Annotated in this window: 12 protein-coding genes; 6 read left to right on the top strand and 6 right to left on the bottom strand. The window is 32.9% G+C overall.

Annotated features, from left to right (window positions below; all coding sequences use genetic code 11):
* The first annotated feature begins 1 nt into the window (after position 1).
* The 6 genes from ACVCZW_RS00860 to ACVCZW_RS00835 all read left to right on the top strand — a co-directional run bounded on the left by ACVCZW_RS00860 (position 2) and on the right by ACVCZW_RS00835 (position 6,680).
* Entirely contained in the window at positions 2–1,702 is a 1,701-nt protein-coding gene (locus tag ACVCZW_RS00860) for a tetratricopeptide repeat-containing sensor histidine kinase (protein ID WP_452231407.1), read from the top strand.
* Complete coding sequence (locus ACVCZW_RS00855) at positions 1,695–2,363, top strand: LytR/AlgR family response regulator transcription factor (RefSeq protein ID WP_452229519.1); 669 nt, start codon at positions 1,695–1,697, stop codon at positions 2,361–2,363. The genes ACVCZW_RS00860 and ACVCZW_RS00855 overlap by 8 nt, the downstream gene beginning before the upstream one ends.
* Positions 2,364–2,464: 101 nt before the next feature.
* A complete protein-coding gene (locus tag ACVCZW_RS00850) occupies positions 2,465–4,702 on the top strand; it encodes a LamG-like jellyroll fold domain-containing protein (RefSeq protein WP_452229520.1) in 2,238 nt (745 codons plus the stop codon).
* Positions 4,703–5,326: 624 nt separating this feature from the next.
* On the top strand, positions 5,327–5,959 hold the full coding sequence (locus ACVCZW_RS00845; RefSeq protein WP_452229521.1) for a hypothetical protein: 633 nt from the start codon (positions 5,327–5,329) through the stop codon (positions 5,957–5,959).
* Position 5,960: 1 nt separating this feature from the next.
* Positions 5,961–6,239 (top strand): EF-hand domain-containing protein, encoded by a 279-nt coding sequence (locus ACVCZW_RS00840; RefSeq protein WP_452229522.1) that lies wholly within the window; start codon positions 5,961–5,963, stop codon positions 6,237–6,239.
* 18 nt (positions 6,240–6,257) lie between these two features.
* Positions 6,258–6,680 carry a secondary thiamine-phosphate synthase enzyme YjbQ gene (locus ACVCZW_RS00835; protein WP_452229523.1) on the top strand — a complete coding sequence of 141 codons (423 nt, stop codon included), beginning with the start codon at positions 6,258–6,260 and terminating at the stop codon, positions 6,678–6,680.
* Here the strand turns inward: ACVCZW_RS00835 and ACVCZW_RS00830 are convergent.
* The 6 genes from ACVCZW_RS00830 to thrS form a co-directional block, all read right to left on the bottom strand.
* Complete coding sequence (locus tag ACVCZW_RS00830) at positions 6,660–7,457, bottom strand: HAD family hydrolase (protein ID WP_452229524.1); 798 nt, start codon at positions 7,455–7,457, stop codon at positions 6,660–6,662. The genes ACVCZW_RS00835 and ACVCZW_RS00830 overlap by 21 nt on opposite strands.
* A 71-nt stretch (positions 7,458–7,528) precedes the next feature.
* A complete protein-coding gene (locus ACVCZW_RS00825) occupies positions 7,529–10,792 on the bottom strand; it encodes an amidohydrolase family protein (protein WP_452231406.1) in 3,264 nt (1,087 codons plus the stop codon).
* Positions 10,793–10,937: 145 nt separating this feature from the next.
* Positions 10,938–11,282 (bottom strand): 50S ribosomal protein L20, encoded by a 345-nt coding sequence (rplT, locus tag ACVCZW_RS00820; RefSeq protein WP_055445373.1) that lies wholly within the window; start codon positions 11,280–11,282, stop codon positions 10,938–10,940.
* A 98-nt stretch (positions 11,283–11,380) separates the two neighbouring features.
* Positions 11,381–11,578, bottom strand: coding sequence for a 50S ribosomal protein L35 (gene rpmI, locus ACVCZW_RS00815; protein WP_055445374.1), 198 nt, complete (start codon positions 11,576–11,578; stop codon positions 11,381–11,383).
* An 82-nt stretch (positions 11,579–11,660) separates the two neighbouring features.
* The gene (infC, locus tag ACVCZW_RS00810) at positions 11,661–12,176 is read right to left on the bottom strand and encodes a translation initiation factor IF-3 (protein ID WP_255564244.1); all 516 of its coding nucleotides are present in this window, start codon (positions 12,174–12,176) and stop codon (positions 11,661–11,663) included.
* A 69-nt stretch (positions 12,177–12,245) separates the two neighbouring features.
* Positions 12,246–14,180, bottom strand: coding sequence for a threonine--tRNA ligase (gene thrS, locus ACVCZW_RS00805; RefSeq protein ID WP_452229526.1), 1,935 nt, complete (start codon positions 14,178–14,180; stop codon positions 12,246–12,248).
* Positions 14,181–14,606 lie beyond the last annotated feature (426 nt).

Here is a 14,606-nt window from a genome sequence, read left to right as displayed (position 1 = left end):
TATGAGATATCTTTTTCTTTATATTTCATTGCTTATGTTTCAATTGTCCTTTTCTCAAAAGGATGAAATTGTAGATTTTGGTCAAAATTTAATTTCCGAAAATAAACTAGTGGAAGCAATGACCTATTACGCTAAACGCTTAATAGAACCTAGTAGTGAGGAACAGAAAATTCATTTGCTTTTAGGATTTGCAGAAGTTTATAAACTAAAACTAGATTATGATACAGCTAGTGATTATTACATTAAGGCTTTTGAGAGCATTAAAAATATTGATGATAAGCAGTTAAAGTTTTTATATCATGTAAAAATGGCAGAGTTTTTTAGAAAGAGAACTATGCTAGTCGAATCTGCAGCTCAGCTTGATAAAGCAGCACTTATTTTAAAGAAGAATAAGGTGGAAGATCTTTATTTAGCTAAATATTACAATCGTAAAGCAGCACTTTTTACAGAGTTTTATCATATACAAGATTCAACACTTTTTTATGCCAATAAATCACTGGAGTTATCAAAAAAAATAAAGGACAAAGATAATGTGTTTTATTCTTTACTTGAGATTGCAGGTGTTTATGAACGTAAAAAAGATTATAAAACGGCAATACGCTATTTAGAGGAAATTATTGAATTGGCAAAAAGTAATAATATGGAGCAACAGGAAGCAGATGCTTACATAAGTTATATTATGGCTTTAGCAAGAAGCAATCAATTAGACAAAGCATTGAAAACGGCTTTATATGCAGCAGATTTTTCTAAAAATAATAACTTATTATACAATGAAATAATCTTTAATGAGAATATTCAAAACTTGTATTTTAGACTTAATAATACTGAAAAAGCATACGAGTATTTAAAAGACAGATTGGAACTTACTACGAAGTATAATGAAATACAAAAGGAGGAATTGTTATTAAATGTAGAAGCGCAATACAAACTAACAGATAAAGAAAATCAAATTAAAATTAACAGGCTTGAAATAGATAACAAAAACAAGGCTTTAGCGACTAACAAAACAAAACTATTGGTCAGTGTAGGTCTTCTTTTATGTGTAATTGTTGTTGCTTTTTTAATCGCTTATTTTTTAAATAAAGAAAAAAACAGCAATAAACGTCTGCAAACTTTATCTCAAGAAAATCAGTTTTTATTGAGTGAAGCCAATCATCGTATTAATAATAATTTACAATTGGTAGTTATTCTTATTTCAAACCAATTAAAAAAAACATCTAGACAAGAGAGTTTTCAACTAAAAAACATACTAACCAAAGTCGAGGCTATTTCTACTTTACATAAACATTTGTATAAAAATGAAGATAAAAGAAAAATAGATATTAGTAGTTATCTTAAGGATGTGCAACTTAGCTTTTTTGATTTGTTTAAAGAAAATAACATTAAAACAACTTTTAATATAACGTCTGTAGAAATCCATACAGATTACGCTATGTATCTAGGATTGTTACTCTCCGAATTATGTATAAACTCTATAAAGCACGCTTTTGATTATCAGGAATACAAAGAAATTAATTTTGATTTAACTTATAGTAACGATGTGTTATATTTCAATTATTCCGATAACGGAAAAACCGCAATGAATAAAACAATAGCTCCAAAACTAATAGATAAACTCTGCCGACAATTAAAGGTTAAATATCAAATAGAAACCAGTACCGGATTTAAATTTTCATTGGAAAAAAAAATTAATAATGCTTAGCTTACAAAACACCAAAATCCTTATCGTTGAGGATGAAATTATTATTGCCGATTATATTTTCGAAATGCTACAAGAAGAACACTTCAAAAATATAAAAATGGCTAATGATAAAGAGACTGCTATAATAGAAATGAATACCTTTTTACCCGATATTATTTTAATGGATATTAATTTGAATGGTAGAAATTCAGGAATAGAGCTATCTAAAACTAAAAAAGATAATGCAACGGTTATTTTTATTACTGGGCAACATGATTTTGTATTGATGAACGAAGCATTACGCACCAATCCGGAAGCTTATTTAACAAAACCTATAAAAAAAGTGGATGTACTGGCAGCTATTAGTTTGGCGATTCGGAAAAAAGAAACACACACTTTTCAGTTTAAAGATGGCTATGACACGGTTAGTTTAGATTATAACGATATTAAATATATAATGGCAGATGGTAATTATGTAAATATTCAAACTATTTCAAAACGGTACACGGTACGAAAATCCCTAAGTACTATTCTAGAAATGTTGCCAGCAAAATTATTTGCGCAAACACATAGGTCTTATGTGGTAAATACCTCTAAAGTACAGCGAATTACAGCAACATTAGTCGTTATAGATGGCTTAGAAATTCCTTTGTCTAGATCCTTCTCAAAATATTTTAAGTAGTCGTTTACATACATAGTTATGTATTTCAACCCTTGTTATTTGTATTTCATGGATTATAGGTTACGTTTGTGGTCCTTAATAACCTAACAAATTTATTATTTATGAAATTAAAATTTTACTTTTTTGCATTGGTATTTTTATGCCAATTTATGTCTTATGGGCAAACACTTGATCAATCGAATACCGATAGTCCTTTTGCTATTGATCGTGAAGGATGGGGACAAGGCTTTACAGCAGGATTGGATGGTACATTATCTCAATTTAATTTTCAATATTATAATCTTCCTAGTTTTCCTTTGGCTTGTGAGTTAAAGATTTATGAAGGAGGAGGTAATTCTGGGACACTTTTAGCTACGGAAGCATTTACATTAACTACTGTATCGGACACCGAATATGAAATTTCTATTTCAACAACAGTAAATGTCACCTCTGGACAACTATATACCGCATATATTACAGCAGTAGATGGAGTAACACAAATTGGGTTTGCATTAACTAGCGGTGCTGCTTATGCAGATGGTCTTCTGTATGGTTTAGATGGAACTACCATTAATAGTTTTGATTTATGGTTTAAAACTTTTGTTATAGAAGCACCAGATGCCCCAACAGCCAACGATCAAGCATATTGCGTGGGAGCAACAGTTATAAATTTAGAAGCAACAGGAACTAACTTACAGTGGTATATTAGTGAAACAGAAAGTACAGCCTTAAGCACAACAACGGTATTAGCAACAGGAACTTATTACGTTTCTCAAACCATAGATGGTATTGAAAGTAGTAGAACTGCTGTTAATGTAACTATTAATAATGCACCAGATGCACCAACAGTTACAACACCAATAATCTATAATCAAGGCGATACAGCCACTCCATTAAATGCTACAACAGCCGCTAATGGTACTGGTTTATTATGGTATACAGTAGCAACAGGAGGTAGTGATTATGCATCACTAACACCAAGTACTGCAACATTAGGAAATACTTCTTATTGGGTAGTTAGTACAAATGATGCAGGTTGCGAAAGTGAACGAGAAGAGGTTGTTGTAACCGTTAATGATCCGTTACCAGCTACACATTTAAATTTTGACGGATTAGATGTTGTAGATTTAAGTACACATTTAACAACGCATTTTGTTGGAGAAGATACTGTTACGCTTGAGGCTTGGGTTAGACCAGAATCAAATACAGGATTAGGTACTATTGTTGGTAACTATTCTTACCCAACAAATAATAGTGAATTTCAAATGCTATTAAGAAGAGATAGTAATAACTATGTTGTTGCATTGAATATACCAAGTTTTTCAATTTTAACGGTTACAGCATCTAATACAGTAATAACCAATACTTGGCAACATGTTGCTGCTAGTTATGATGGATCTACGGTTAGTATATATGTGGATGGAGTTTTGATAAGTTCTACAACTGCAAATGGCGCATTTGGAAATGTATCTTCTAATTTTGTAATTGGCGGTAATGCTAGAACAGAAGATTTCATTGGTGATATAGACGAAGTTAGAATCTGGGATGTTGCAAGAACTGCATCGCAAATTGACCACTTTAAGTATTGTGAATTACAATCTAGTGAAATTGGCTTAGTTGCATATTATCCATTTAACCAAGGAGATAATGCTCAAGATAATACAGCAGAGTCTATGCTTACTAATGCATCTTCAAATGCAATAAGTGGTACGTTAATAGGTTTTCCATTAACGGGAACAACAGGTAATTTTTTAGCGGGTTCTCCAATGCTTCCACAAGCGTTGATTGTAGAGCAGCCTCAAGATCAAACATTCTCTGATACAGATAATACTGTGTCTTTTAGCATTGTAGCTTCAGGTGTTGCTTCATACCAATGGGAGTATTCTTTAACAGGAGAAGCACCAGATGGTTCTCCTGCTCCAGAAGGATGGATGGAATTAGATGATTCATTAACAGATCCAGATGTTTCTGGTGCAACAACGCAGACTTTAACTTTTGCAGGAGACAATTTAGACACACTTACCATGCTTAAATTTAGAGTTGTATTGAATGGGCAATCTAATTGTTCTACCATTTCTAATGAAGTTATAGCTAGTCAAACATTAGATGTTAATCAAATCGACATGCAAAATAGCATTCGTGTATATCCTAATCCAACAAACGGAGTACTTACTATTTCAAACACATTAAATACAGACTTTGAAGTAGCGGTATATGATATGAATGGGCGTGCATTATTACATAAAAATTACAATCAAGAGAACAATCGTTTAGATCTCTCTAATTTTAGTCAAGGTATCTATCTGTTAAAAATAAAATCGAGGTTTGGGGAAATTTCGAAGAGAGTGATTAAACAATAGCATTAATCATTTGTAGGTAGAAAAAGGTCGTAGCAATACGGCCTTTTTTGTGCTTAGAAAACAATGTAAAATGTCGTTTACATACAAACTGCTGCACTTTAAATCTATTTAATTAGATATATGCAAAGAACAATTAACTTTGCATCCGCTATTAATCAATAATCAATTATTGAAGTGATTCCCTATATTATTAAACAGTGTCATAGATATATGTCACTGTTTTTTTTTAATCTTTTTTATAATATTATAATGGCGTTCTATTCTCGCTCTTTTTTAAGAAGAGCAAGAACTGGCAGGCTTTTCGTTATATCTTTTTTTACTTATTATTCCCCTATTTTGCAAATACCAAGCAAAATAGAGGAACAAACATAAAAAAAGGATGCCACTACAATCCTTAACGCAAATCCTAACAAAACTTCAACTATAGAAGAAATATAACAAACACAACATGACAATTAAGTATGCAGCCTTCGAGTGCATTTATTTTTAATTCGTATATTTTTAAGTATATTTCTTTTATTTACATAAATTTGCACCACCTACTTACTTATATGGATACAGAAAAGCGGAATAGCTTTCCGTACCTGTAATAAGAATCAAAAGCTTAAAAATACACCCTAGATCATGAATTTATTATTTGGTTTCCTTGTTAGTTTGATTGGGTTAGCTTTTTTATTAGGTAACACGATTTTATTTGTAAAAGATGGTGTTATTAGAAAGAAAGTTTATAACGTCTTTTTAGTATACTTAATAGCATTGTCTGTAATAGAAATTACGTGCCATATTATTGGGTTTCTACATCCTAATTTGAATTTATTTATTTCGCATTTCTATTTTGTTTTTCAATTCGCTTTTTTAAGTGCCCTGTTTTATAAGCTTTTTAAAGAAAAAAGATGGAAACAATTAATAGTTGTCGTTTTTGGTATACAGATATGCATTTTAGCTAGCATGTATTATTCCAATCCGCAGTTGTTTTGGGGTTTTAATATCTATGAAATTGTTTCTACATCTATAATTTTAGTAGCCTATGCTTTGTCTTTTATTATTAAAAACCTAGATGTACAACATAATTATTTTAATTTTTCCATTGGTTTAATTTTATATTTATGCTGTAGTATAACTATTTTTTTATTCGGAAACTTAGATTTAGTATTATATGAAAATCCATACATTGATATTTGGATTTTTAATGCACTGTTTTATATTATTTTTCAATACATGGTTTTTAGAGAGTATTTGTTTTTGAAAAAACAATAATATGGCAACTAAAGAAATTATCTTAAACAAAATTCAAATCCTAATTACAAACAATTTTAACACTCCAGAAGAAGCTTTTCATTTCTTTGATAAAGATAGTAATGGTAAACTTTCCAAAAGTGAAATCGTAAAATTGCTTAAAGAAGCAGAAATTAACGGATTTATTCGCGGATTAGTTTCCTCTAAACTTATTGAAGGATATGATAAAGATGGTGATGGTTTCATTAATTGGGAAGAATTTAAGTTTGCAATAGACGAGATTACCGAAGAATCTAAATAGTAAACACAATCCGTTTTTATGCATTTTTTTCAAAAGGAAATAAAATTACAATCCTATTCCAGAGGTTTTCATCTAATCACCGAACAGATAGAAGCTTCTTTTTTAGAAATTAGTGAAATCCAAATCGGACAATTACAGGTTTTTATAAAGCATACTTCCGCTAGTTTAACCATAAACGAAAACGCAGATCCAACAGTTCGACTAGATTTTGAAAGCCATATCAATAAAATGGTTCCAGAAAATCAGCCCTATTACAAACATACGTATGAAGGAGTAGATGATATGCCTGCACATATTAAAGCATCTTTAATGGGCACTTCGGTTCAAATTCCAATAACAAACGGAAAATTAAACCTAGGGATTTGGCAAGGTATTTATCTTTGTGAACATAGAAATCATGCTTCCGGAAGGCATGTAGTATTAACTGCCTTTGGAAACTAATTCCTCTAAAACACGCTCTACACCAAAATCATCATTATTGGTAGTTTGATAATTAGCAATGGCTTTAATATTTTCGTGGGCATTTTCCATAGCATAACTATAACTTGCACCTTGTAACATTTCAAAATCATTATTGTAATCGCCAAAGGCCATCGTTTCTGCCGGACTTATATCGTGCTTTTTTTGAAGAAAACGTAAAGCATGCCCTTTGTTAGATTCTGCTTCCGATATATCTACCCAATGATTACCAGAAACAACAACATTATATTCCGGAGATAAATGTTTTACAAAAGGATAAATGTTCGCTTCCGAATTGGTAGCATGATACAACGCAATTTTAATCACGGGATCTTTAATTTCGTCCATAGAATCAATAATGGTATAGTTCGAATAATATTCCGAAAACAATTGAATCATATCCTCTGAAGCTCTTTTAATATACGCTTGGTGTTTCGTGCAAAACATCGGGAAAGTGTTTTCTATGCTATTTACAATAGTAAAAAGGTTAGCCAGTTTTTTATTAGCAATGGCATTAGATAAAAGTAAGTTGTCTTGCTCTAAAACTAATCCACCATTTTCGGCAACAATAATAATATCTTCTTTAATAGCCGCTAGTTTTGTGATAATACTATAATAAGGTCTTCCGCTAGCTGCAACAAACAAAATGTTCTGCTTTTTTAATTGTTTAAAAACATCAAAAAATCTGTGGCTAACTTCATGATTGGAGTTTAATAAGGTACCATCCATATCTGTAATAACCATTTTTACCTGCTTCATATATTGTTTAATTTGTTTTCTATAGTATAACAAAAAAAACCGAATCCATTAAGATTCGGTTTTATTAATTTTTAATGTGTGCCTAAGTGACAGCCGCAAGCACCTCGGGTAAAACTCGCACTATCTTCATTCCAAGGAAAACCTGCATTGTATTTGTTGTTTTCCCAATAAAAAGGTGTTCGCTTTTTAGAATAGTTTCCAATTTCATCCATCGTTTCCGTATCGTATAAACGACCATTAATCATGGTGTAAATAATACTCTCCGAATTTCGAATATCTTCCAACGGATTATCTTCCATCACAATTAAATCGGCAAGCTTTCCTTGTTTTAAAGAACCAATATCTGCATGCATTCCTAAATAATCTGCACCATGTATAGTTGCAGCTTTTAGTGCTTCATGGTTAGTCATGCCACCTTGTTGTAGCATCCATAATTCCCAGTGTGCACCAAGACCTTGTAACTGTCCATGCGCTCCAAGATTTACTTTTACACCTGCATCCGCTAGCGCTTTACAGGTTTCAGAGACTAAAATATGACCGTTTTTGTACTCTTCTTCTGGTGCCATAGTACGATGTCTAGATCTAGAATCAATAATACTCCTAGGCATAAACTTTAGTAACTTTTCGTTTTCCCAAACCTTGGTGTTCTGATAGAAATATACTTCCCCATTTAATCCGCCATAGTTTACTATAAGTGTTGGTGTATAACCAACATTACTATTTCCCCAAAGTTCTAAAACATCTTTATAAACAGGAGCAACCGGAATATTATGTTCGACGCCAGTATGGCCATCCATAATCATCGTTATATTATGATAAAATGTAGATCCGCCTTCAGGAACTACAAATATACCTTCTTCGCGAGCGGCTTGTAATACTTGCTGACGTTGTTCTCGTCTTGGCTGATTATAACTTTTAACCGACAATGCACCAAATGCTTTTGTGCGTCGAATAGAAGAACGCGCATCTTCTAAATTATTAATAGTTGCTTTAAAATCACCATCTGCACCATATAATATAAACCCAGTAGAGTAGAGGCGTGGTCCAACTAAAGTCCCATTTTTTTGTAATTCGGAAAGCGCAAAAACAGTTTCCGAATTTGCAGAAGGATCATGGGAAGTAGTAACACCATACGCTAGATTTGCATAAAATTGCCAATGCTTTTGTGTAGTTAATCCTGCTCGGAATGCACCAATATGTGCGTGTACATCTACCATTCCTGGCATTATCGTTTTTCCGGTAACGTCATAAATTTTTGCCTGAGACGGAATAGGGATTTCGGAAGCGCTTCCAATAGCTTCAATTCTATTATTCTTTATTACAATGGTTCCGTTTTCAATAACTTGATCGCCTTCCATAGTAATAATTCGGGCACCTTTCAAAGCTATTATTCCTTCTGGTTTATCTGTTTTTATAGTAAGCGGAATTTGGATTCCTGTTTCTGTTAATTTGGTTTCTTCCGAAGCTTCCGCAGTAAAGTAAGTGTTTCCTAAAGTCCAATGTACTTTTTTACTATCCGAAGACCAATGTAAATTGATACCTGCATCTTTGGAAAGTTGCGTAATAGGTACAAATTTTGAGGTATCATTTAAATCTATAGTCTTACCTGCGTGTGGCATTGGCGCCATATATACTTTGTGCAGATGGATAAATGCAATCCATTTTCCATCCGGACTAGGAACGATTCTATTTCCGTGTTCCGATTTTATTAAAATACGTTCGTCTTTTCCATTTAAATCTACGCTTTTTAATTCTTTGGTGATGGCTCCAAAAAACATACCGCCTTTTTGATACATTACGCGGTTTTCTTCTGCATTAAAAATAGGGAAATCTCCTTCTTTAGTTATAAACTGAATATTATTTCCGTTGGTATCCATCGTATATAAGCCGTCCTTTTTTGTAAAAGCTCTTCCTTGTGCTGTATTACCAGATTGCTTTTTGAAAACAATAAGGTTCCCATTTGCAGAATAAGCAGGTGATCTATAGATGCCTTTTTCTTTAGTTAATTTTTTAGGAGTTCCTCCTTTTGCAGAGATGGTTTGAATAGTTCCTAGGTTTTCATCATTCCATGTAACATAAGTAATGTTTTTCCCATCGGGAGAAAAGCTAGGCTCAAACTCAAAATCGGTTCCACTAGTGAGTCGTTTCGGAGTTCCTTTTGGCATTTTCATAGTCCATAAATAACCAAGCGCATTAAAAAGAACGGTCTTTTCGTCTGGTGATGTTACCAAATGACGAATCACTTTAGCGTCAAAAGTATCTGGTGCAACAGGTGTATCAAATTCGATAGCCTTGGCAATTTTTATAGTTGTGTCCACTTGAAACGGAATACTAGTAACTTTCAAGGTATTGGTATTAATCCGGTTTATTTTTCCACCAGACCAAAACACAATATCTTCATTATTTGGCATCCAATTAAAGTTTGTATACACACCAAAAATAGCCCAAGCTTCTTGTTGGTCTTTGTTTAATGTATCATAAATTGGCCATTCTTCACCAGTTTCTAAATCATGAATATATAATACTGTTTTTGTACGAACCCGTTTTACGAAAGCTAGCTTTTTATCATCTCTTGAAATTTGTGGTCTCGCTGCACCACCAGGTCCACCAGTAATTCTTTCGGTTTTACCAGTTTCCATATCGTATGCATTTATAACATAGATTTGTTTGTTAGGATCTTTGTTATACTGAAAAAAACCGCCAGGATAAACATCTTCACTGTAATATAAATGTTTTCCATCCAAAGACAGACTAGGCTCATTAACATCTTGTTGGTCATTCTTCTTTTTTGTTAGTTGCAATCCGCTTCCGCCAGATTTATGATACATCCATAATTCTCCTGCGCCTAAAGATCTTTTCGAACTAAAATGTTTTCTTGCGATTAGATAATTGCCATCTGGAGTCCAAATAGCATTATTAAGAAGTCTGAATTTTTCTTTGGTTACCTGTTTAGCGTCGCTTCCATCTATATCCATAATCCAAATATTATCTCCGCCGCCAGCATCGCTTGTAAATGAAATTTGTTTGCCGTCCGGACTAAAACGGGGTTGAATCTCAAAAGGCAATCCTGCTCTTAAAATGGTAGCTTTCCCTCCTTGAATAGGCATAATATAGATATCACCAAGTAAATCGAATGTGATTTTAGAACCATCCGGACTCACATCTAGATTCATCCAAGTGCCTTCATTTGTGGAAAGAGGAATTTCTTTAAAATCCCAATTACCTTCCGGATTCGAAACATCCCAAGTGGCTTTTTCTTTCTCTTTGGCTTCTTGGCTAAAAGTTGTGATGGTAAAGGATAGTAATAGAATAGAAAGGATATAAATACGATTCATGAGAAAGCTGTTTTATACCGAAAGATAGTTATTATATTTCAATACGATTGTTTATGAAGTTTTGAAAAAAGGCAAAAAAAAATCCGAATCAATGAAGATTCGGATTTCTTTATAAGCGAAATATGTTATTATTTAGGCAAATGCCTTATTTTACTTTATCTACAATTGCTTTGAACGCTTCTGGGCTGTTCATCGCTAAATCAGCTAAAACCTTACGGTTTAATTCGATATTGTTAGCTTTTACTTTTCCCATGAATTGTGAATAAGATAAACCATGTTCTCTAGCTCCTGCGTTAATACGCGTGATCCATAGTGCACGAAATGTTCTCTTTTTTACTCTACGGTCTCTATACGAATATTGCATCGCTTTGTCAACCGCATTTTTTGCTACTGTCCAAACGTTTTTACGACGTCCAAAGTAACCTTTTGCTTGCTTAAGAACCTTTTTTCTTCTGGCTCTTTTTGCTACTGAATTTACTGATCTTGGCATAATTTTAATTGTTTTTTGTAGTAGGCGATCAATTTAATGACACTTTTAGTTTGCCTAACTCCAGGGTTATTAATTGGTATTAACCTATTAAAACGATATTACTTTATACGTAACATGATTTTAACGTTTCTCTCATCTGCTTTATGTACTAAACCATCATGAGTTAATTTAAGCTTACGCTTTTTAGACTTCTTTGTTAAGATGTGACTTTTAAAGGCGTGCTTTCTTTTAATTTTACCAGTACCTGTAAGCTTAAAACGCTTTTTGGCACTAGATTTTGTTTTCATTTTAGGCATTTTTTTCCTAGGTTTTATAATTTCGCTTATTATTTTTATGCTAAACTCGTTTTAGCACATATGCAATAGTATACACTATTGTCTATTTATTCTTTCTTGGAGCGATAAACATAGTCATACGTTTACCTTCTAATCTTGGCATTTGTTCTACCTTCCCTAATTCTTCCAGATCTTGAGCTAATTTTAATAATAAAATTTGTCCTTGTTCTTTGAAAATTATAGAACGTCCTTTAAAGAATACAAAAGCTTTTAATTTAGCTCCTTCCTTTAAAAACTTTTCGGCATGTTTCTTCTTAAATTCATAATCATGATCATCCGTTTGAGGACCAAATCTTATTTCTTTAATAATAACTTTTGTTGCCTTAGATTTTAAAGCTTTGTCGCGTTTCTTTTGTTCATAAAGAAACTTCTTGTAGTCCATAACTTTACACACAGGTGGTATTGCTTTAGGCGAGATTTCTACAAGATCTAAACCTTGTTCGTCTGCTATTGCTAAAGCTTGCTTTGTTTTATATACACCTACTTCAATATTATCTCCTACTAACCGAATTTCTTCAGCTCTAATTTTAGAGTTAATTCTGTGTTGGTCCTCTTTTATTACTCTAGGCGAGGATGATCTTCTTCTACGTATTGCTATGACTTTTCTATTTAAGTTAAACTTATTATTTTAAAATTGTTTTAATGTCTTATTTACTTCTGTCGCAACAATTTCCGAGAATGCATCTACACTAATCATGCCTAAATCTTCTCCTCCATGTTGTCTAACAGAGATTTTACCTTCTTGCTCTTCATTTTCACCAACAATAATCATATATGGGATTTTCTTCATCTCCGCTTCTCGGATCTTTTTACCCATCGTTTCATTTCTATTGTCTATCAATGCGCGAATTTCGTTATTTTCTAGCAGACTTAAAACTTTTTTCGCGTATTTTTCATATTTCTCACTAATAGATAGTACAATTACTTGGTCTGGCATCAGCCATAGTGGGAAATTACCCGCAGTATGTTCTAATAAAATAGCTATAAAACGTTCCATACTTCCAAAAGGAGCACGATGTATCATTACCGGTCTGTGTAGCTCGTTATCACTACCTTTGTAGGTTAATTCAAAACGTTCTGGTAAATTGTAATCTACTTGAATGGTTCCTAATTGCCACTGTCTACCAAGCGCATCTTTTACCATAAAGTCTAATTTCGGACCGTAAAAAGCGGCTTCGCCAGTTTCTATAACATAATTTAAACCTTTGTCTATTGCTGCATTTAATATTGCTGCCTCTGCTTTTTCCCAGTTTTCATCGCTTCCAATATACTTCTCAGGAGTTTCAGGGTCTCTTAAAGATACTTGTGCCGTAAAGTTTTCAAATCCTAAAGAACCAAAAACATAAAGAACTAAATCTATTACATCTTTAAACTCTTTGTCTAATTGATCTGGAGTACAAAAGATATGCGCATCATCTTGCGTAAAACCTCGTACGCGAGTTAGACCATGTAATTCACCACTTTGTTCGTACCTATATACTGTACCAAATTCAGCAAAACGTTTTGGTAAATCTTTATAAGACCATTGCATGCTATTGTATATCTCGCAGTGATGCGGACAATTCATTGGTTTTAGTAAAAACTCTTCACCTTCTTTAGGTGTCGTTATTGGTTGAAAACTATCAGCACCATATTTTTCATAGTGTCCAGAAGTTACATATAGTTCTTTCTGACCAATGTGTGGCGTGATTACCATTTCATAACCAGCTTTCTTTTGTGCCTTTTTTAAGAAATCTTCTAAACGTTCTCTTAAAGCAGCTCCTTTAGGTAACCATAATGGTAATCCTTGACCTACTTTTTGAGAAAATGTAAAAAGTTCTAATTCTTTCCCCAGTTTTCTATGGTCTCTCTTTTTTGCTTCTTCTAATAATTCTAAATATGCAGTAAGTTCTTTTTGCTTTGGGAATGAAATACCATACACACGTGTAAGTTGTTTGTTCTTTTCATCACCTCTCCAATATGCACCCGCAACAGAAAGTATTTTAACTGCTTTTATAATTCCAGTGTTTGGTATGTGTCCACCACGACATAAATCCGTAAATGTATCATGATCACAAAAAGTAATAGTACCATCTTCTAGGTTTTCTATTAATTCCGTTTTGTACTCGTTACCTTTATATAAAGCTAAAGCTTCTGCTTTAGAAGCGTCTCTCATTTTGAACTCATGTTTACCACGAGCTATCTCTATCATTTTGTTTTCAATAGACTTGAAGTCTTTTTCCGAAACAATATGTTCTCCAAAATCTACATCATAATAAAATCCATTATCAATCGCTGGACCTATAGTAAGTTTTATTCCAGGATAAAGACTCTCTAAAGCTTGCGCTAGTACGTGTGCACTAGAATGCCAGAATGCCGTTTTACCTTCATCGTTGTTCCATGTATAAAGAATCAAAGATCCATCGGTGGTTAACGGGGTCGAAGTTTCAAGGGTTGTACCGTTAAAACTAGCCGAAATAACATTTCTAGCCAAACCTTCGCTAATACTTTTAGCTACATCCATAGGAGTAGTGTTTTCTTCAAACGCTTTTATGCTCCCATCAGGCAAAGTAATCTGTATCATTGTGTAATATTAAATGTAAGTGACAAATATAATAGTATAAAAATTCACTCACAATATATATATAGGTATAAATTTAGAATTTATAAATCCCAAGCTATTGAAATGGGTTATATAATAGGAGTAGTGCATCCTTTTTTTGAGTAATAATGAAGGGAGTGCGTTTTGGTTTGTAATTTTCAGTGCGTTCCGTTGGTTAACTAAAGAGTGAACCAACGTCAGGCTATCCGCTATATCTTTTTGTTACCTTATATATAGAGTAGAGAAGTAGTCTATATATAAGGAGTCTTATTTTATAAAGTATACGTTTCATTACTGCCAAAAAGGATATCGCTACTATCCTTAACGCAAAAACCAAACTACAGGCATTGAATTTGGAAAAAACTTCAGGCTATAAAAGGTTGAAACTAAAGCCTTAGAACGCTTCAA

The sequence above is a fragment of the Lacinutrix sp. MEBiC02595 genome, from assembly GCF_053601555.1.
The sequence above is the reverse complement of the archived record's forward strand: the minus strand, read 5'-3'. Positions and strand labels throughout refer to the sequence as shown.

Bases quoted from the DNA above. Each gene is read 5' to 3' on its own strand.
- ACVCZW_RS00840 (WP_452229522.1), top strand. From the start codon at position 5,961: ATGGCAACTAAAGAAATTATCTTAAACAAAATTCAAATCCTAATTACA.
- ACVCZW_RS00835 (WP_452229523.1), top strand. From the start codon at position 6,258: ATGCATTTTTTTCAAAAGGAAATAAAATTACAATCCTATTCCAGAGGT.
- ACVCZW_RS00855 (WP_452229519.1), top strand. From the start codon at position 1,695: ATGCTTAGCTTACAAAACACCAAAATCCTTATCGTTGAGGATGAAATT.
- ACVCZW_RS00830 (WP_452229524.1), bottom strand. From the start codon at position 7,457: ATGAAGCAGGTAAAAATGGTTATTACAGATATGGATGGTACCTTATTA.
- rpmI (WP_055445374.1), bottom strand. From the start codon at position 11,578: ATGCCTAAAATGAAAACAAAATCTAGTGCCAAAAAGCGTTTTAAGCTT.
- ACVCZW_RS00850 (WP_452229520.1), top strand. From the start codon at position 2,465: ATGAAATTAAAATTTTACTTTTTTGCATTGGTATTTTTATGCCAATTT.
- ACVCZW_RS00860 (WP_452231407.1), top strand. From the start codon at position 2: ATGAGATATCTTTTTCTTTATATTTCATTGCTTATGTTTCAATTGTCC.
- ACVCZW_RS00825 (WP_452231406.1), bottom strand. From the start codon at position 10,792: ATGAATCGTATTTATATCCTTTCTATTCTATTACTATCCTTTACCATC.
- ACVCZW_RS00845 (WP_452229521.1), top strand. From the start codon at position 5,327: ATGAATTTATTATTTGGTTTCCTTGTTAGTTTGATTGGGTTAGCTTTT.
- thrS (WP_452229526.1), bottom strand. From the start codon at position 14,180: ATGATACAGATTACTTTGCCTGATGGGAGCATAAAAGCGTTTGAAGAA.
- rplT (WP_055445373.1), bottom strand. From the start codon at position 11,282: ATGCCAAGATCAGTAAATTCAGTAGCAAAAAGAGCCAGAAGAAAAAAG.